General features: G+C 70.8%; 14 protein-coding genes. 9 read left to right on the top strand and 5 right to left on the bottom strand.

Features of this window, described 5'->3' with window-relative positions; all coding sequences use genetic code 11:
- Positions 1–5 precede the first annotated feature (5 nt).
- From E5671_RS34160 to E5671_RS34180, 5 genes are all read left to right on the top strand, one after another.
- Positions 6–1,535 carry a 3' terminal RNA ribose 2'-O-methyltransferase Hen1 gene (locus E5671_RS34160; protein WP_160507713.1) on the top strand — a complete coding sequence of 510 codons (1,530 nt, stop codon included), beginning with the start codon at positions 6–8 and terminating at the stop codon, positions 1,533–1,535.
- Complete coding sequence (locus E5671_RS34165) at positions 1,532–4,096, top strand: polynucleotide kinase-phosphatase (protein ID WP_160507714.1); 2,565 nt, start codon at positions 1,532–1,534, stop codon at positions 4,094–4,096. Before E5671_RS34160 ends, E5671_RS34165 begins: the two co-directional genes overlap by 4 nt.
- Positions 4,097–4,160: 64 nt before the next feature.
- Positions 4,161–5,390 (top strand): arginine deiminase, encoded by a 1,230-nt coding sequence (locus E5671_RS34170; protein WP_160507715.1) that lies wholly within the window; start codon positions 4,161–4,163, stop codon positions 5,388–5,390.
- Positions 5,391–5,455: 65 nt separating this feature from the next.
- Positions 5,456–6,454, top strand: a complete 999-nt coding sequence (gene argF, locus E5671_RS34175) for an ornithine carbamoyltransferase (RefSeq protein WP_160507716.1) — start codon at positions 5,456–5,458, stop codon at positions 6,452–6,454.
- 108 nt (positions 6,455–6,562) lie between these two features.
- Positions 6,563–8,008, top strand: a complete 1,446-nt coding sequence (locus tag E5671_RS34180; RefSeq protein ID WP_160507717.1) for an amino acid permease — start codon at positions 6,563–6,565, stop codon at positions 8,006–8,008.
- On the opposite strand, the gene E5671_RS34185 is transcribed toward E5671_RS34180, so the two are convergent.
- Positions 7,989–8,420 carry an ATP-binding protein gene (locus E5671_RS34185; protein ID WP_160510577.1) on the bottom strand — a complete coding sequence of 144 codons (432 nt, stop codon included), beginning with the start codon at positions 8,418–8,420 and terminating at the stop codon, positions 7,989–7,991. The two genes, E5671_RS34180 and E5671_RS34185, sit on opposite strands and share 20 nt — an antisense overlap.
- Positions 8,421–8,664: 244 nt before the next feature.
- Between E5671_RS34185 and E5671_RS34190 the strand changes: the two genes are divergently transcribed.
- Together E5671_RS34190 and E5671_RS34195 are read left to right on the top strand one after the other, a co-directional pair.
- Positions 8,665–9,492, top strand: coding sequence for an enoyl-CoA hydratase family protein (locus E5671_RS34190; protein ID WP_160507718.1), 828 nt, complete (start codon positions 8,665–8,667; stop codon positions 9,490–9,492).
- Between the two features lie 32 nt (positions 9,493–9,524).
- Positions 9,525–11,897, top strand: a complete 2,373-nt coding sequence (locus E5671_RS34195; RefSeq protein ID WP_160510578.1) for a bifunctional salicylyl-CoA 5-hydroxylase/oxidoreductase — start codon at positions 9,525–9,527, stop codon at positions 11,895–11,897.
- Positions 11,898–11,901: 4 nt separating this feature from the next.
- Here E5671_RS34195 and E5671_RS34200 read toward each other — a convergent pair whose 3' ends face one another.
- Both E5671_RS34200 and E5671_RS34205 read right to left on the bottom strand, forming a co-directional pair.
- Positions 11,902–12,720, bottom strand: coding sequence for a PaaX family transcriptional regulator C-terminal domain-containing protein (locus tag E5671_RS34200; protein WP_160507719.1), 819 nt, complete (start codon positions 12,718–12,720; stop codon positions 11,902–11,904).
- A gap of 4 nt (positions 12,721–12,724) precedes the next feature.
- Positions 12,725–14,365, bottom strand: a complete 1,641-nt coding sequence (locus E5671_RS34205) for an AMP-binding protein (protein WP_336605921.1) — start codon at positions 14,363–14,365, stop codon at positions 12,725–12,727.
- Positions 14,366–14,468: 103 nt separating this feature from the next.
- On the opposite strand from E5671_RS34205, the gene E5671_RS34210 reads away from it, so the two are divergent.
- Together E5671_RS34210 and E5671_RS34215 are read left to right on the top strand one after the other, a co-directional pair.
- Positions 14,469–15,629, top strand: a complete 1,161-nt coding sequence (locus E5671_RS34210; RefSeq protein WP_160507720.1) for an acyl-CoA dehydrogenase family protein — start codon at positions 14,469–14,471, stop codon at positions 15,627–15,629.
- Positions 15,630–15,850: 221 nt separating this feature from the next.
- Positions 15,851–16,249, top strand: coding sequence for a RidA family protein (locus tag E5671_RS34215; protein ID WP_160507721.1), 399 nt, complete (start codon positions 15,851–15,853; stop codon positions 16,247–16,249).
- A gap of 1 nt (position 16,250) precedes the next feature.
- Here the strand turns inward: E5671_RS34215 and E5671_RS34220 are convergent, their stop codons facing one another.
- Positions 16,251–17,594 (bottom strand): FG-GAP repeat domain-containing protein, encoded by a 1,344-nt coding sequence (locus tag E5671_RS34220; protein WP_160507722.1) that lies wholly within the window; start codon positions 17,592–17,594, stop codon positions 16,251–16,253.
- 94 nt (positions 17,595–17,688) lie between these two features.
- Entirely contained in the window at positions 17,689–19,218 is a 1,530-nt protein-coding gene (locus tag E5671_RS34225) for a helix-turn-helix domain-containing protein (protein WP_160507723.1), read from the bottom strand.
- Positions 19,219–19,315: the final 97 nt, after the last annotated feature.

The following is a 19,315-nucleotide window of genomic DNA, read 5'->3' on the forward strand; positions in this document are numbered from 1 at the left end:
TACCCGTGTTCCTGACGATCAGTACCTCCGGTACCCCTGACAGCCCCGCGACCGACCTCGGGTTCCTGCTGCACAAGCACCCCGACAAGGCGCAGGAGTTCTCCACTTCCTACGGCACCGCGCACGTCCTCTACCCCGAGGCGTCCGTGGAGCGTTGCACCGCCGCGCTGCTGCTCGAGGTGGACCCCGTGGCGCTGGTGCGGCGGGGGAAGGGAAAGGGCCGGGGCGGGGCGCCCGACGCGGCGCTCGCGCAGTATGTGAACGACCGGCCCTACGCCGCTTCGTCGCTGCTCGCCGTGGCGCTGAGCGCGGTGTTCTCCAGCGCGATGCGCGGGGTGTGCAACGCGCGGCCCGAGCGGGCGGGGCAGCCGCTGCCGCTGCGTATCGAGGTGCCGGCGCTGCCCGCGCGTGGCGGTGCGGAGCTGGTGCGTAACCTGTTCGAGCCGCTGGGCTGGACGGTCACGGTGACGCGGATTCCGCTGGACGAACAGTTCCCGGAGTGGGGCGAATCGCGGTACGTCCACCTCGTACTCGAAGTCCCGGACGGGAAGTTGACGCTGGGCGAGGCGCTTCGGCACCTCTATGTCCTCCTCCCCGTGCTCGACGACGCCAAGCACTACTGGGTCTCGCCGGACGAGGTCGACAAGCTGCTGCGTGCCGGTGAGGGCTGGCTCGCGGACCACCCGGAGCAGAAGGTCATCACCAGCCGCTATCTGGCGCGGCGCTGGTCGCTGACCAGGGAGGCCATGCAGCGCCTTGAGCTGGTGCGGCTCGCCGACGCGGACGACACGGACGTCGACGACCTCGACAACGCGGTCGACGAGGAGAGCGACACAGAGGAAAAGCCCGTGCCGCTCGCCGTGCTACGGCGAGAGGCGATCCTTGCGGCGCTGACCGGCGCCGGCGCCGGGCGCGTGCTCGACCTCGGGTGCGGGCAGGGCCAGTTGGTGCAGGCGCTGCTCAAGGACACGCGGTTCACCGAGATCGCCGGTGTCGACGTGTCGATGCGGGCGCTGACCATCGCATCGCGGCGGCTGAAGCTCGACCGCATGGGCGAGCGGCAGGCCGAGCGCGTCAAGCTCTTCCAGGGCTCGCTCGCGTACACGGACAAGCGGCTCAAGGGGTACGACGCCGCGGTGCTCAGCGAGGTCATCGAGCACCTCGACGTGGAGCGGCTGCCCGCCCTGGAGTACGCGGTGTTCGGCTCAGCGCGGCCGCGCACCGTGCTCGTGACGACGCCGAACGTCGAGTACAACGTCCGCTGGGAGACGCTCCCCGCCGGGCACGTCCGGCACGGCGACCACCGGTTCGAGTGGACGCGCGAGGAGTTCCGCGGCTGGGCCCGGCAGGTGGCCGAACGGCACGGGTACGGCGTGGAGTTCGTGCCTGTGGGGGACGACGACCCCGAGGTGGGGCCGCCGACCCAGATGGCCGTGTTCACGCAGGCCGACAAGAACGACAAGAGCGACAAGAACGACGCGAACCTCAAGACCACGAAGAACCTCAAGACCACGAAGGAGGTGCAGGCAGCATGACGCAGGAAACCGGCACCAGCACCGAAGCCATACGCGCGGGCCGCGTGCTGCCCGTCACCGACCTCTCCCTCGTCGTCCTCATCGGCGCCACAGGCTCCGGCAAGTCCACCTTCGGCCGCAAGCACTTCAAGCCCACCGAAGTGCTCTCCAGCGACTTCTGCCGCGGCCTCGTCGCCGATGACGAGAACGACCAGGGCGCGAGCCGCGACGCCTTCGACGTGCTGCACTACATCGCGGGCAAGCGCCTCGCCGCCGGGCGCCGCACCGTCGTCGACGCGACCAACGTGCAGAGCGAGAGCCGCAAGCAGCTGATCGATCTTGCAAGACAGTACGACGTGCTGCCCATCGCCATCGTCCTGGACGTGCCCGAGGAAGTCTGCGCCGCGCGCAACGCCCAGCGCGCCGACCGGGCCGGCATGCCGCGCCGCGTCATCCAGCGCCACCAGCGTGAACTGCGGCGCTCGCTCAAGCACTTGGAGCGCGAGGGCTTCAGGAAGGTCCACGTCCTCAAGGGAGTGGAGGAGGTCGACAACGCCACCATCGTCACCGAGAAGCGCTACAACGACCTCTCGCACCTCACGGGCCCCTTCGACATCATCGGCGACATCCACGGCTGCGCCGCCGAGCTGGAGACACTGCTCGGCAAGCTCGGTTACGTCGACGGCACGCACCCCGAAGGGCGTACGGCCGTGTTCGTGGGCGACCTCGTCGACCGCGGCCCCGACTCCCCGGGCGTCCTGCGCCGCGTGATGTCGATGGTCGGTGACGGCACAGCCCTCTGCGTACCGGGCAACCACGAGAACAAGCTCGGCCGTTACCTCAAGGGCCGCAAGGTCCAGCACACCCACGGACTCGCCGAGACGATCGAGCAGTTGGATGCGGAGAGCGAGGAATTCCGCGCGAGCGTGCGGGAGTTCGTGGACGGCCTCGTCTCGCACTACGTCCTCGACGAGGGCAAGCTCGTCGTCTGCCACGCGGGTCTGCCCGAGAAGTACCACGGGCGGACGTCGGGCCGGGTGCGCTCGCACGCGCTGTACGGCGACACCACCGGCGAGACCGACGAGTTCGGCCTGCCCGTGCGCTACCCGTGGGCGGAGGACTACCGCGGCAGCGCCGCCGTGGTCTACGGCCACACCCCCGTGCCGACCGCGACCTGGCTCAACAACACCATCTGCCTGGACACCGGCGCCGTGTTCGGCGGCAGGCTCACCGCGCTGCGCTGGCCGGAGCGCGAACTGGTCGACGTACCGGCGGAGCAGGTCTGGTACGAGCCGGCCAAGCCGCTGCGCACGGAGGCACCCGGCGGTCACGACGGGCGCCCGCTCGACCTGAACGACGTGCACGGCCGCCGGGCCGTGGAGACCGGCCACGCCGGCCGCGTCGCGGTGCGCGAGGAGAACGCGGCGGCGGCCCTTGAGGTCATGAGCCGCTTCGCGGTCGACCCGCGGCTGCTTCCGTACCTCCCGCCGACGATGGCGCCCACCGCGACATCGCAGCGCGAGGGCTACTTGGAGCACCCGGCCGAGGCCTTCGCCTCGTACGCCCAGGACGGGGTCGCCCGGGTCGTGTGCGAGGAGAAGCACATGGGCTCGCGCGCCGTGGCCCTGGTGTGCCGTGACGCGGACGTGGCCCGCGAGCGCTTCGGTGTGGACGGGCCGACCGGCTCGCTCTGCACCCGTACAGGCCGCCCCTTCTTCGATGACCCGGAGGTCACCGAGGAGATACTCGGCCGCGTGCGCACCGCCGTCACCGAGGCGGGCCTGTGGCAGGAGCTCGACACGGACTGGCTGCTGCTCGACGCGGAGTTGATGCCCTGGTCGCTGAAGGCATCCGGCCTGCTCCGCTCGCAGTACGCGGCCGTGGGCGCCGCGTCCGGTGCCGTCTTCCCCGGCGCGATCGCCGCCCTGGAAGCGGCGACGGCGCGCGGTGTGGACACCGGGGGGCTCCTGGCCAAGCAGCGTGAACGCGCCGTGGACGCCGCCGCGTTCACGGACGCCTACCGCCGTTACTGCTGGCCGACCGATGGCCTGGAGGGCGTGCGTCTCGCGCCGTTCCAGATCCTGGTCGTCCAGGGCCGCAGCCTCGCCGCGCTCCCGCACGACGGACAGCTCGCCCTGATCGACCGCATGGTGGAGCACGACGGCACCGGCCTGCTTCAGACCACCCGGCGGCTCTATGTCGACACGGGCGACGAGGCGTCGGTCCAGGCGGGCGTCGACTGGTGGCTGGAGATGACGAGCCGCGGCGGCGAGGGCATGGTCGTCAAGCCGGTCGAGGCGCTGGTCAGGGACGGCAAGGGCCGGATCGTGCAGCCCGGCATCAAGTGCCGCGGACGCGAGTACCTCCGGATCATCTACGGCCCGGAGTACACCCGCCCCGACCACCTCGACAAGCTGCGCGGCCGCTTCCTCGGCCACAAGCGCTCGCTCGCGATCCGTGAGTACGCGCTCGGGCTCGAAGCCCTTGACCGTCTCGCGGCGGGCGAGCCGCTGTGGCGGGTGCACGAGGCGGTCTTCGCGGTCCTGGCCCTGGAGTCGGAGCCGGTGGACCCCAGGCTGTAGGCCGAGAACGACGGCTTTGGGCAACAGCGGGCGTCGGCCGTCCGGCAGGGGAAAGATGGACTCCATGGGATTCCATGTCGACTCCGAGGCCGGGCGGCTGCGCCGCGTGATACTGCACCGCCCCGATCTGGAGCTCAAGCGGCTCACCCCGTCCAACAAGGACGCGTTGCTCTTCGACGACGTCCTGTGGGTCCGCAGGGCGCGCCAGGAACATGACGGATTCGCCGACGTACTGCGCGACCGCGGGGTGGTCGTCCACCTCTTCGGCGACCTGCTGACCGAGGCCATGGACGTCCCCGGCGCGCGCCTTCTCGTCCTCGACCGGGTCTTCGACGAGAAGGAGTACGGTCCGCTGGCGACGGACCACCTGCGGGCCGCGTTCGAGACCATGCCGTCGGCCGAGCTCGCCGACGCGCTGATCGGCGGGATGACCAAGCGGGAGTACCTGGAACGCCACCCCGAGCCGACGTCCGTGCGCTTCCACTGCATGGACCTGGACGACTTCCTGCTCGGCCCGCTGCCCAACCACCTCTTCACCCGCGACACCTCCGCGTGGATCTACGACGGCGTCTCCATCAACGCGATGCGCTGGCCGGCGCGGCAGCGCGAGACCGTGCACTTCGAGGCGATCTACCAGCACCACCCCCTTTTCCGGGCCGAGGAATTCCACATGTGGTCCCAGGGGCAGTCGGACTACCCCTCCACCATCGAGGGCGGCGACGTCCTGGTGATCGGCCGGGGCGCGGTCCTGATCGGCATGAGCGAGCGCACCACGCCGCAGGCCGTCGAGATGCTCGCGCACAAGCTCTTCGCCGCGGGCTCCGCGCAGACGATCGTGGCCCTTGACATGCCGAAGAGACGCGCGTTCATGCATCTCGACACGGTGATGACGATGATCGACAGCGACACCTTCACGCAGTACGCGGGCCTGGGCATGTTGCGCTCGTACACCATCGAACCCGGCGACGACGGACGGGAGTTGAAGGTCACCGACCATCCGCCCGAGCACATGCACCGGGCGATCGCGGCGGCCCTCGGGCTGCCCGGGATCCGGGTCCTCACGGCCACCCAGGACGTGCACGCGGCCGAGCGCGAGCAGTGGGACGACGGCTGCAACGTGCTCGCGGTCGAGCCGGGCGTCGTGGTGGCGTACGAACGGAACTCGACCACGAACACACATCTGCGCAAGGAGGGCATCGAGGTGATCGAGATCAGGGGCAGCGAGCTGGGGCGCGGCCGGGGCGGTCCGCGGTGCATGAGCTGTCCGGTGCAGCGGGATCCGATCACTGAATAGAAATGTGAGGCATCGTATAGACTTCCAGAATTACGTGTCCCCGCACTCGCCTCTGGAGCGCCATCATGGCCATCGACCTCACCGGCCGCCACTTCCTCAAGGAGCTGGACTTCACCGCCGAGGAGTTCCGCGGCCTGATCGATCTCGCCGCCGAGCTGAAGGCGGCGAAGAAGGCGGGGACGGAGACGCAGCGGCTGCGCGGCAAGAACATCGCGCTGATCTTCGAGAAGACCTCGACCCGGACGCGCTGCGCTTTCGAGGTCGCCGCCGCCGACCAGGGCGCCTCCACCACGTATCTCGACCCCTCGGGTTCGCAGATAGGGCACAAGGAGTCGGTGAAGGACACCGCGCGCGTGCTCGGCCGGATGTTCGACGGCATCGAGTACCGCGGGGACAGTCAGCCCGGGATCGAGGAGCTCGCCGCCCACGCGGGCGTGCCCGTCTACAACGGCCTGACCGACGACTGGCACCCCACCCAGATGCTCGCCGACGTGCTCACGATGACGGAGCACAGCGCGAAGCCCCTCACCGAGATCGCCTTCGCCTACCTCGGTGACGCCCGCTACAACATGGGCAACTCGTACCTGATCACCGCCGCGCTCCTCGGCATGGACGTACGCATGGTCGCGCCCAAGGCCTACTGGCCCGCCGACGAGATCGTCGCCCGGGCGCGCGAGCTCGCCGAGAGCAGCGGCGCCCGGATCACGCTCAGCGAGGACATCACCGAGGCCGTCGCGGGCGTCGACTTCGTCGTGACCGACGTCTGGGTCTCCATGGGTGAGCCCAAGGAGGTCTGGGACGAGCGCATAGAGGCGCTCGCGCCGTACGCCGTGACCATGGACGTCCTGCGCGCCACGGGCAACGCCGACGTGAAGTTCCTGCACTGTCTCCCGGCCTTCCACGACCTGGGCACGCAGGTCGGCCGCGAGATCCACGCCCGGCACGGTCTAAGCTCTCTCGAGGTCACCGACGAGGTCTTCGAGTCGGCGCACTCCGTCGTCTTCGACGAGGCCGAGAACCGCCTGCACACCATCAAGGCGATCCTCGTCGCCACGCTCGCCTGAAACCTGGAAGCTCACACGGGCGGGGCCGGGGAACACCATCCCCCGGCCCCGCTTCTTTGCGGCCCACCCCCCCGCTCGCACAGCACCACCGGAAATGAGAACCACCGCATGCGCTCGACCGGTCCGGCAGGACTCCGCATCAAGTCCCCCGAACTCCTCGTCGCCGAATCGGGCGCCGACCTCGAAGGCCACGGCCTGAAGCGCACCATGGGCCTGTTCCAGCTCGTGTGCTTCGGCGTCGGCGCGATCGTCGGCACCGGCATCTTCGTCGGCCTCTCCGACAGCGTCGCCGAGGCGGGCCCCGCGGTCGCCGTCTCGTACTTCCTGGCCGCCGTCACCTGCATCTTCACCGCGTTCTCGTTCGCCGAGCTCGGTGGTGCGATCCCGGTCTCCGGCAGCTCGTACTCCTTCGCGTACGCCTCGCTCGGCGAGCGCACCGCGTTCCTCGTCGGGTGGTGCCTGCTCCTGGAGTACGGCGTCTCCGTCTCCGCCGTGGCGGTCGGCTGGAGCCAGTACCTGAACGAGCTGCTCGAAAGCCTCACCGGCTGGCACCTGCCCGACGCGCTCTCCGCCGGGCCCGGCGAGGGCGGTGTCGTGAACCTGCCCGCCGTCGTCGTGATCCTCATGGCCGCCGTGCTGCTCGTGCGCGGCATCCGCGAGAGCGCGCGGGCGACGGCCGCCATGGCCATGCTCAAGATCGGCATCCTGCTGCTCTTCCTCGCGATCGCGTTCACCGCGTTCAAGGCCGGCAACCTCAGCCCCTTCGCGGGCGCCGGAGCCTCCGGCATCACCGCGGGCGCCTCGCTCGCCTTCTTCTCCTTCATCGGCTTCGACGCGATCACCACGGCGGGCGAAGAGGTCAAGAACCCCCGGCGCAACATCCCCATCGCCATCCTGATCTGCATCGGCGTCGCCACGCTGCTGTACGTCGCTGTCGCCCTCGGAGCGATCGGCGCGCTGGGCGCGGACGCGGTCGCCGACAAGCCCGCCGCGCTCTCGCTGGTCGTCAACCAGGTCACCGACTCCTCCGTGGGTGGCGGCATCATCGCCTTCGGCGCGGTCGTGGCCATCGCGTCCGTCGTGCTCGCCGTGATGTACGGGCAGACCCGCATCCTGATGTCGATGTCCCGCGACGGGCTCATTCCGCGCGTCTTCGAGCGCATCTCGCCGAAGACGTCGACGCCGGTCGCCAACACCTGGATCGTCGCCGCGGTCTTCGCCGTCCCCGCCGCCTTCTCGTCGCTCGACGTGGTGGTCAACCTGACGACGATCGGCACGCTGGCGATCATGGTCGTGGTGAATGTCGCGGTGCTCGCGCTGCGCCGCTCGGCGCCGGAGCTGAGGCGCACCTTCCGGGTGCCGCTGTACCCGGTGAGCCCGATCCTGGGCGTGGGCTTCTGCCTCTACCTGATCTGGGGCACGGGCTGGACGACGTGGGTGCAGTTCGCGGTGTTCCTGGCCGTGGGTTCCCTGGTGTACGCGCTGTACGGGCGCCGTCACTCCCGGCTCGGCAAGGCCGCCGAGGCCGATTCGCCTACGCCGCAGGGAGTGTGAACCAGACCGCCTTGCCGGAGTCGGTGGGGCGGTGACCGCAGGACGAGCTGAGGGTGCGGATCAGGAGCAGGCCGCGCCCGTGCTCCTGCCAGGGGTCCGGCTCGCTCATCGGCGCCGGGTCGGTGAGATCGCCGGGCGGCATCGGGTTCGAGTCGTGGACCTCGACCTGGCAGCCGGTCGGCAGGAGCTCGATGACGAGCTCTATCGGGTCCTGCCCCGAGGTGTGCTCCACCGCGTTGGCCACCAGCTCGGCCGTGAGCAGCTCGGCGGTATCGGTGTCGGCGGCCGACTCGATATCCATGAGCGCTGTACGCACCAGTGCGCGGGCGATCGGTACAGCCGCTGTGGTGTGCGGCAGCGCGATGCGCCACGAGGCAGGAGCGGGAGGTTCGTGCAAGGCGGGTCCGTTCAGGGCAGCAGGCGATCCTGCTTTCAACCGTACGAATCTTAAGCGCTATGTCGACAGGGTCGACGGTCGGGCATTTCCGGGACGTCCGGCCCTTGGGGGAGTGGGTCTGTGGAGCGGTGCTATCGCGCGCTCGTGACGACGGTCACGGATGAGTGATAGCTTCGAAAGGCAGAGAGAACTTCACGAGGCAGCAAGACGTAGCAAGAGGCAGACCGCCGCCGCCCCACCGAGGAGGCCGCACGTCGTCATGAGTCCCTTCACCGGCTCCGCCCCCCGCACCCCCGACTGGCAGCACCTCCGCTTCGAGGTGGACGACGGGGTCGCCACGGTCACCCTCGCCCGCCCCGACAAACTGAACGCGCTCACCTTCGGCGCCTACGCCGACCTCCGCGATCTCCTCGCCGAGCTGTCCCGCGACAAGTCGGTACGCGCCCTGGTGCTCGGCGGAGAGGGGCGCGGCTTCTGCTCGGGCGGTGACGTCGACGAGATCATCGGCGCGACCCTCGGCATGGACACCGCTCAGCTGCTCGACTTCAACCGCATGACGGGACAGGTCGTGCGAGCCATCCGCGAGTGCCCCTTCCCGGTGATCACCGCCGTGCACGGGGTGGCCGCGGGCGCGGGCGCCGTGCTCGCCCTCGCCTCGGACTTCCGCGTGGCGGACCCCTCGGCGCGGTTCTCCTTCCTCTTCACGCGGGTCGGTCTGTCGGGCGGCGACATGGGGGCGGCGTACCTCCTGCCCCGCGTCGTAGGCCTCGGCCACGCCACCAGCATCCTCATGCTGGGCGACCCGGTGCGCGCCCCCGAGGCCGAACGGATCGGCCTCATCAGCGAGTTGACGGACGAGGGCAAGGCCCCCGAGGCCGCACAGTCGCTGGCCCGCCGCCTCGCCGAAGGACCCGCTCTCGCGTACGCGCAGACCAAGGCGCTGCTCACATCCGAACTCGACATGCCGCTCGCCGCCTCGGTGGAGCTGGACGCGGCGACGCAGGCACTCCTGATGACCGGCGAGGACTACAAGGAATTCCACGCGGCGTTCACGGAAAAGCGCCCGCCCAAGTGGCAGGGGCGATGAGCATGGGTGAGACGCAAGGGAGCGGGCTGCCGATGCGGGGCGAGGCACCGCCGCCCGGCGGGCCGGGCAGCTCCGCCGAGGTGGCCGGGGCCGCCCGGATGCCCATGCCGCCCACGCCGCCCGAGGCGCACCGCATCGCCGTCATCGGCGGTGGCCCCGGCGGGCTCTACGCCGCGGCCCTGCTCAAGCGGCTCGACCCGGAGCGTGAGATCACCGTCTGGGAGCGCAACGCCCCGGACGACACCTTCGGCTTCGGAGTCGTCCTCTCGGACGAGACGCTCGGCGGCATCGAGCACGCCGACCCCGTCGTCTATGCCGCGCTCCAGGCGGAGTTCGTGCGCTGGGACGACATCGACATCGTGCACCGGGGGAGCCGGCACACCTCCGGCGGGCACGGCTTCGCGGCACTCGGGCGGCGCAGGCTGCTCGGCATCCTGCACGAGCGGTGCCGGGAGCTCGGCGTCGACCTGCGCTTCCGCGCCGAGGCGCCCCCCGCCGCCGAGCTCTCCACCGCGTACGACCTGGTGATCGCGGCGGACGGCGTGCACAGTCTCACGCGCGAGGCGCACGCCGAAGCTTTCGGGCCGAGCGTCGAGACGCACCGCTGCCGCTACATCTGGCTCGCCGCCGACTTCGCCTTCGAGGCCTTCCGCTTCGAGATCGCCGAGACCGAGCACGGCGTGATGCAGCTGCACGGCTATCCGTTCTCCACGGCGGGAACGGGCGAGTCCACCGTCATCGTCGAGATGCGCGAAGAGGTCTGGGAGGCGGCCGGATTCGCGGAGCTCGACGAGCGCGACGCGACCGAGCGCTGCGCCAAGATCTTCGCCGACGCCCTCGGCGGCCGGACCCTGCGCGGCAACAAATCCGCCTGGATCAACTTCCGCACGGTCGTCAACAAGCGCTGGTCGCACGGCAATACGGTGCTTCTCGGCGACGCGGCCCACACCGCCCACTTCTCCATCGGTTCCGGCACCAAGCTCGCCGTCGAGGACGCCCTCGCGCTCGCCGCCTGCCTGGAGGAGCAGCCCGGCATCCCCGAAGCACTCGCCGCGTACGAGACGGAGCGCCGTCCCGTCGTCGAGTCCACGCAGCGCGCGGCCCGCGCGAGCCTGGAGTGGTTCGAGCGGCTCCCGGACTACCTTGACCAGCCGCCGCGCCAGTTCGCGTTCAACCTCCTCACCCGCAGCCGCCGAGTCACCCACGACAACCTCCGCCTGCGCGACGCCCACTTCACCGAGTCCGTCGAGCGCGACTTCGGCTGCCCGGACGGTACGCCGCCGATGTTCACGCCCTTCCGGCTCCGCGAACTCACCCTGCGCAACCGCGTGGTCGTGTCCCCCATGGACATGTACTCCGCGGTGGACGGCGTCCCCGGCGACTTCCACCTCGTCCACCTGGGCGCGCGGGCGCTCGGCGGCGCGGGCCTGGTCATGACCGAGATGGTGTGCGTCAGCGAGCGGGGCCGCATCACGCCGGGCTGCGCCGGGCTCTACACCGACGGACAGGCCGACGCCTGGCGCCGGATCACCGACTTCGCGCACGCGCAGGCGCCGGGTACCGCGATCGGCGTCCAGCTCGGCCACTCGGGCCGCAAAGGCTCGACGAAGCTGATGTGGGAGGGCATCGACGAACCCCTCGACGACGGCAACTGGCCGCTGGTGGCCCCCTCGCCCCTCCCGTACAAGGAGAACAGCCAGCGCCCGCACGAGCTGGACAGGGCCGGGCTCGACGAGATCCGCGAGCAGTTCGTCTCGGCGGCCCGCCGGGCCGAGCGCAGCGGATTCGACCTCCTCGAACTGCACTGCGCGCACGGCTATCTGCTCTCCGGTTTCCTCTCGCCGCTGACGAACCGCAGGACGGACGAGTACGGCGGCTCACTGACGAACCGTCTGCGCTTCCCCCTCGAAGTCTTCGACGCCGTACGGGAGTTGTGGCCGGACGGCAAACCCATGACCGTCCGCATCTCCGCCACCGACTGGGCCGACGGCGGTACCACCGCGGACGACGCCGTCGACATCGCCCGAGCCTTCGCCGCGCACGGAGCCGACGCGATCGACGTCTCGACGGGCCAGGTCGTCTCCGACGAGCGCCCCGCGTACGGCCGTTCCTACCAGACGCCGTTCGCCGACCGCATCCGCAACGAAACCGGCGTCCCCGTCCTCACGGTCGGCGCCATCTCCTCCTGGGACGACGTCAACTCGCTGATCCTGGCGGGCCGTACGGACCTGTGCGCGCTCGCCCGCCCGCACCTGTACGACCCGCACTGGACGCTGCACGCGGCGGCCGAGCAGGGGTACGCGGGGCCGGGCATCAGCTGGCCGTTGCAGTACGGGGCGGGAAGCCGCCGCCCGCAGACGGGGCGTACGGACGCGCCCAAGCCCCGCCTCAAGCTGGGGAGTTGACGCTTCAGGCGCTGTCCGGCGTCACAAAGTGCGCACCCGCGTCCCGCAGCCGTCCGTCGAGGGCCGTGAACACCTCGGCGGACCGGTCGCCGGGCCACCCGTCGGGGAGGAGTTCCCCCGGCAGCCCCGGGTCCGCGTACGGCAGCCGGCGCCAGGAGTCCAGGGCGAGGAGATAGTCGCGGTACGCCTCCTCCGGCGGGGTCTGCGTCCGCCCCTGCCAGGCCCTGAGCACCGGCTCGTGCCGGTCGAGGAACGCCTCGTGCTCCTTGGCGATGGAGGACAGGTCCCACCAGCGGGCCACCGCGTCCGCCGTCGCCGCGAAGCCCAGGTGCTCGCCCCGGAACAGGTCGACGTACGAGGCGAGTTGGAGGCGCTCCAGGGTGTGCCTTGTCTCTTCGTAGAGGTGCGCCGGAGCGATCCACACCCCCGGAGCGGCCGTGCCGAAACCCAGTCCGGCGAGGCGGGAGCGCAGCACGTGCCGCTTCTGGCGCTCCGACTCCGGCACGGAGAAGACGGCGAGCACCCAGCCGCTGTCGCGCCGGGCCGCCGGGGGAGACGCGTAGATGCGCCGGTCGCCGTCCTCCAGGAGCTGGCGCGCGTCCGGCGACAGGGCGTACCCCGCCGCGCCCGCAGCTGTCCGCGCCGGGACGAGCAGCCCGCGCCGCTTGAGCCGGGACACGGACGAGCGCACGGACGGGGCGTCCACGCCGACCGGGGCGAGGAGCCTGACCAGTTCGGCGACGGGCACAGGGCCGGGGGCCGCGCGCCCGTAGGCGCCGTAGAAGGTGACGATCAGGGACCGTGGAGTGTGCTGCTCGGACACGTGATCACTCTACGGGCCCGGGCTCCCGCAGCCGGAACCGTTGCAGCTTGCCTGTCGCGGTGCGCGGCAGTGCGTCCAGATAGACGATCTCGCGCGGGCACTTGTACGGCACCAGCTCACCCTTCACGAACTCGCGCAGCCGGTCGGGGTCCCGCCGTGTTCCCGGCCGCTGGACGACGTACGCGACGACTGTCTGCCCGCGCAGCTCGTCGGGGCGCCCCACGACGGCGGTCTCCAGGACGTCGGGGTGGCGCATGAGGGCTTCCTCGACCTCCGGGCCCGCGATGTTGTACCCGGCCGAGATGATCATGTCGTCCGCGCGGGCCACGTAGGTGAAATAGCCGTCGGCGTCGCGCACGTAGGTGTCACCGGTGACGTTCCAGCCGTGGCGTACGTACTGAAGCTGCCGCTCGTCCCCCAGATACCGGCAGCCGACAGGGCCGCGCACGGCGAGCAGGCCCGGCTCGCCGTCCGGCACCGGAGCACCCGAGTCGTCGACCACGCGCGCGTGCCACCCCGGAACGGGGCGGCCCGTGGTGCCGGGCCTGATCGCCTCATCGGCGGCGGAGATGAAGATATGGAGCAGCTCGGTCGCACCGATGCCGTTGATGATGCGGTGGCCGGTGCGCTCGTGCCAGGCCTGCCAGGTGGCGGCGGGCAGGTTCTCGCCCGCGGAGACGCACCGCCGCAGCGTGGAGACGTCGTGCGCGTCCGGCTTGCTCAGCTCGTCGAGCATGGCGCGGTAGGCGGTCGGCGCAGTGAAGAGCACCGTCACGCCGTGCTCGGCGATCGCGGGCAACAGCTGCTTGGGGCCCGCCTGTTCGAGCAGGAGCGAGGAGGCGCCGACCCGCAGCGGGAAGATGACGAGCCCGCCGAGTCCGAAGGTGAAACCGAGCGGAGGGCTGCCCGCGAACACGTCGTCGGGCCCCGGCTTCAGGACGTGGCGCGCGAAGGTGTCGGCGATGGCGAGCACGTCACGGTGGAAGTGCATGCAGCCCTTGGGGCGGCCCGTGGTGCCGGACGTGAACGCGATGAGGGCGACGTCGTCGGCGGAGGTGTCGACGGGTTCGTAGACCTCTGGCTGCCGGGCGGCGCGCGCCAGCAGGTCGTCGTCCGCTTCCCCGCCGAAGGTGGTCACGTCGAGCCCGGGGATCCCGGCCTTGACCAGGTCGTCCACGGCGCGGGCGTCACACAGCGCGTGGCCGACCTCGGCGATCTCGCAGATCGTGGCCAGTTCGTTCGGGCGCTGCTGGGCCAGGACGGTGACCGCGACGGCGCCCGCCTTCATCACCGCGAGCCAGCAGGCCGCGAGCCAGGGGGTGGTAGGACCGCGCAGCAGGACGCGCTGACCGGGCCGTACGCCGAGTTCGCCGGTCAGGACGTGCGCGATCCGGTCGACGTGCCGCTGCAGCTCGCCGTACGTCCACACGTCGCCGGAGCCCGCGCGGAACGCGGGCCGGTCGCCGCCGAGCCGCTCCACCGTCCTGTCCAGGAGCTCGGCGCCGCAGTTGAGTCGATCGGCGTAATGCAGCTCGGGCCGGTCGTGGACGAACGCGGGCCACTGCTCCGGCGGCGGGAGATGATCCCGGGCGAAGGTGTCCACGTGAGCCGATGGGTGGAGTCGCAGTGCACTCTTGGCGTCCACAGCGGGTCGCCCCCTTGCCGTTCGGGCTTGTGGTGAGCTCGCGCAACGAGCGTATCGTGATGGTGACGACAGTCAACGGTGCGCGATAGAGGAGGGGCCCGACATGACGGCATTCTCGCTCAATCCAGAACAAATTGCCTGGTGTGCGGAGCTACGGACCCTCGGCGACGAGCGGCTGCGCCCGCTGGCGGAGAAGGGTGAGCCGGGCCGCGTGAACCGCCCGCTGGTGGAGGCGCTGGGGGAACTGGGGCTCCTTGACCGCCTGTTCGCGGGGGAGGGGCCGGGCGACAGGGCCGGCGGCGCCACATCGGGCGCCCTGGGCCTCTGCCTCCTGCGCGAGTCCCTCGCCTACGCCTGTACGGAGGCCGAGACCGCGCTCGCCCTGCAAGGCCTCGGGGCGCACCCCGTCGCCGCGTACGGCTCCGCGCGGCAGCGCGAACAGTGGCTCGCGCCCGCCCGCGCGGGGCACTCCGTCGCCGCCTTCGCGCTCTCCGAACCCGGGGCGGGCTCGGACGCCGCCGCGCTGGCCCTGCGCGCCGCGCCGGACGGCCCATCCGCCTGGCGGCTCACCGGCGAGAAGTGCTGGATCTCGAACGCCCCCGAAGCCGACTTCTACACCGTCTTCGCCCGTACGACACCTGGCGCGGGCGCCCGGGGCGTCACCGCCTTCCTCGTGCCCGCCGACCGGGCGGGCCTCACGGGCACGCCCCTGGACATGCTCTCCCCGCACCCGATCGGCGCCCTCGCCTTCGACGGCGTGACCGTCACCGGCGAGGACGTGCTCGGCGAGCCCGACCGCGGCTTCCGCGTCGCCATGACCACCCTCAACCGCTTCCGCCCCAGCGTCGGCGCCTTCGCGGTCGGCATGGCGGCGGCGGCGCTCGACGCCACGCTCGCGCATACCGCTCAACGGGACGCGTTCGGCGGCAAGTTGAAGGATCTCCAGGCGGTGGCCCACCAGGTCGCGGAGATGGCCACCCGGACCGAGGCGGCCCGCCTCATGGTGCATGCGGCGGCCGCGGCGTACGACCGCGGCGAACCGGACATCGCCCAACGCGCGGCCATGGCGAAGCTGTTGGCGACGGAGGCGGCGCAGTATGTCGTGGACGCGGCGGTTCAGCTGCATGGGGCGTGCGCGTTGCAGCGGGGGCATCTGCTTGAGCACCTCTACCGGGAGGTGCGGGCGCCGCGAATCTATGAGGGGGCTAGCGAGGTGCAACGGTCCATCATCGCCAAGGAGTTGTACTCGGGTCCGAGCGGGTGATTCTTTCCCCAACCCCGCCCCTTCCCGAAAACCCGCTCGGCGCGGGGGCCTACCTGGGGGCTCCGCCCCCAGACCCCCGCTCCTCAAACGCCGGAGGGGCTGAATCTTTCAGCCCCTCCGGCGTTTGAGGAGGCCCTCGCGCAGCGAGTTTTCGGGAAGGGGCGGGGTTGGGGAAAAGCCCGCCGCAGGCGCAACGAACCCGCACACGAAGGAGAACCCCCATGCCCCTCAACCGCCTCAACCCCGTCGACCTCTCCCCACCCACCGGCTTCTCCCACGCCGTCACCGCGACCGGCAGCCGCCTCGTCTTCCTCGCGGGCCAGACCGCGCTCGACGCCGAAGGCAAAGTCACCGGCACCAGCCTCCCCGAGCAGTTCGAGCAGGCGCTGACCAACCTCCTCACGGCCCTGCGCCACGCAGGAGGCACCCCCGCCGACCTCGCCCGCGTCACCGTCTACGCCACGGACGTCGCCGACTACCGCGAGCAGGCCCCGCAACTCGGGCGCATTTGGCGGAAGTTGGCCGGCCGTGACTACCCCGCCATGGCCGTGATCGGCGCGGTCCGCCTGTGGGACGAGCAGTGCCTGGTGGAGCTGGACGGGGTGGCGGTGCTCGACTGACTCAGTCGCGCCCCGCGAATCTCGTCGTGGCGAACGCCGTCTTGTCCCGCCGCGACGTGCCGTCCGTGATCCACCAGTGCGTGGGGTCCTGCCCGTCCCGGCTCCAGCCCAGGATCAGCTCCTCCTTGCCGTCGGCGTCGAAATCGGCGGCGGCGTACGGACGCGCCTGCCGCCCTCGGAGAATCTTCGTCCGCTTCTCGCCGTCGATCAGCAGCGCGCCGTCGTCCGTGGCGACGAGGATGCCGTCCTTGCCGTCGCCGTCCGGGTCCGCGGATGTGTAATCGCCGGGGCCGTAGTAGGAGTTCCCGCGGCTCTTCGGGATCTTGTACGTGATCGGCTCACCGCCCTTGCCGGGGTAGACCGCGAGCGAGGCCACCACCTTTGGCCCCTCCACGCTCGCGTCCGGCTCGTTGTTGCGGCTGCCGTTGTCGCCGATGGCCACATGGCCGATGCCGTCACCGTCGTAGTCGCCGAACGCCACCGCGTTGCCCTCGCGCAGCTTGATGGAGGTGCGGGAGAGGCCGCTGCCGTCGCGCGCAGGGTAGAGGACCGCGCCCGTCTGCTCGCCGTCGTCGCCCTCATGGACGAGGAGACCGGTCGCGTGCGGCTCGCCCGACGGATCGATGTCGTCCGCGGCGAGCCGGCTGCCCCTGCCGGGCCGGGTGTCGGTGCGGGCCGCGGCACCGGAGCGGGTGAACGGGCCGTACAGGAGGACCACGGATCCGTCCTGCCGGAGCGCCGCGATGTCGTGGTGCCCGTCCCCGTCGAAGTCGCCCCGCTCGGGGGCGGTCAGATCCACGCCCGGACCGCCTGCCGGTATCCGGATCCGGGTCGCCTCCGCGTCGGTCTTCGGACCGCTCGGGCCACCCCAGTCCACGATCGGCCGCTGCCGCTCCTCGTACCAGCCGGACCGGGACTCCTCCTCCGGCACCTTCTCGGTGGTCATGGTGACGAAGTCGGGATAGCCGTCGCCGTCCAGGTCGGCGGTGGTGACGGTGCCCGCGGCGTAGTCGTACACGGCGTGCGTCGACGGGTCGAGCCCCTTCGCGGAGCCGAAGACGACGCCGGTGCGACCGTCTTCGGCCTGGCTGCGGGAGGCCAGCGGGACGAGCAGATCGCGGTGTCCGTCGCCGTTGATGTCGTCCGGGTCCTTGGATCCCTTGCCGTCCGAGGGCACGGGACGGGAAGCGGCCGGGGTCGACACGGGGTTGCCGCCGCCCTTGGACGTGGACGGCGACGGCTTCCCGCGGTCGGCCCGCTCACCGCAACCCGCCGCGAGCAGGGTCAGCGAGGCACAGAACACGACGAGGGCGCGCGTGCCGGGGACGGGGGTGCGATCTGCCATGCGCCCACCCCAACACCGCGCCCTCGCCCACCTCCAGGGGCGACCGGTGATCGTTGCCCAGTCGTAGCGGGACAGCCGGGCAGCCGGACTCGCTCTAGATGTCCCGGAACGTCTCGATCTGCGCGCCCACGGAGTTGAGCCGCTCGGCCAGCTCCTCGTAGCCACGGTTGATCACGTACACGTTGCGCAGGACGGACGTGCCCTCGGCGGCCATCATCGCGAGCAGCACGACCACGGCGGGCCGCAGCGCCGGCGGGCACATCATCTCGGCGGCGCGCCAGCGGGTCGGCCCCTCCACCAACACGCGGTGCGGGTCGAGGAGTTGGAGGCGCCCGCCGAGGCGGTTCAGGTCGGTCAGATAGATCGCGCGGTTGTCGTAGACCCAGTCGTGGATCAGCGTCTTGCCCTGCGCCGCCGCCGCGATGGCCGCGAAGAAGGGGACGTTGTCGATGTTGAGGCCGGGGAACGGCATCGGGTGGATCTTGTCGATCGGCGCCTCCAGCTTGGAGGGCCGGACGGTGAGGTCGATCAGGCGCGTACGGCCGTTGTCGGCGAAGTACTCCGCCGTGCGGTCGTGATCGAGCCCCATCTCCTCCAGGACCGCGAGCTCGATCTCCAGGAACTCGATCGGGACGCGGTTCACGGTCAGTTCGGACTCCGTGACGACCGCCGCGGCGAGCAGGCTCATCGCCTCGACCGGGTCCTCGGAGGGCGAGTAGTCCACGTCGACGTCGATGTTCGGGACGCCGTGCACCGTGAGGGTTGTCGTGCCGATGCCCTCGACCTTGACGCCGAGCGCCTCCAGGAAGAAGCACAGGTCCTGGACCATGTAGTTCGACGAGGCGTTGCGGATGACGGTCGTGCAGTCGCTGCGCGCCGCGGCGAGCAGGGCGTTCTCGGTCACGGTGTCGCCGCGCTCGGTCAGCACGATGGGGCGGTCGGGGACGACGTCACGCGCGACCTCCGCGTGGTAGAGCCCCTCGGTCGCGGCGATGTCGAGCCCGAAGCGGCGCAGCGCGATCATGTGCGGCTCGATCGTGCGGGTGCCGAGGTCGCAACCGCCCGCGTACGGCAGCTTGAAGCGGTCCATGCGGTGAAGCAGCGGCCCCAGGAACATGATGATCGAGCGGGTCCGGATCGCGGCCTCCGCGTCGATCGCCTCCATGTCGAGCTTGGCCGGCGGCACGATCTCCAGGTCGACCCCGTCGTTGATCCAACGGGTGCGGACGCCGATCGAGCCGAGCACTTCGAGGAGGCGGTAGACCTCCTCGATGCGCGCCACGCGGCGCAGCACCGTGCGTCCCTTGTTGAGGAGGGAGGCGCAGAGCAGCGCCACGCAGGCGTTCTTGCTCGTCTTGACGTCGATGGAGCCGGAGAGCCGGCGGTTGCCGACCACTCGCAGATGCATGGGTCCCGCGTACCCGAGCGAGACGATTTCACTGTCGAGAGCCTCGCCAATACGGGCGATCATCTCAAGGCTGATGTTCTGGTTGCCGCGCTCGATGCGGTTCACGGCGCTCTGACTTGTGCTGAGCGCCTCGGCAAGCTGCGACTGCGTCCAGCCCCTGTGCTGACGGGCGTCGCGGATGAGCTTGCCGATACGTACGAGGTAATCGTCTGCCATGTTCCGCAGGTTATCTCAGATATGAGATGACGCATGCGCTGGGGTAGGCCATACGGGAAATGACCGATTCGGTACGGAAGTTCCCGTACATCGTTCC

It is taken from the genome of Streptomyces sp. BA2 (assembly GCF_009769735.1).
GTDB lineage: Bacteria > Actinomycetota > Actinomycetes > Streptomycetales > Streptomycetaceae > Streptomyces.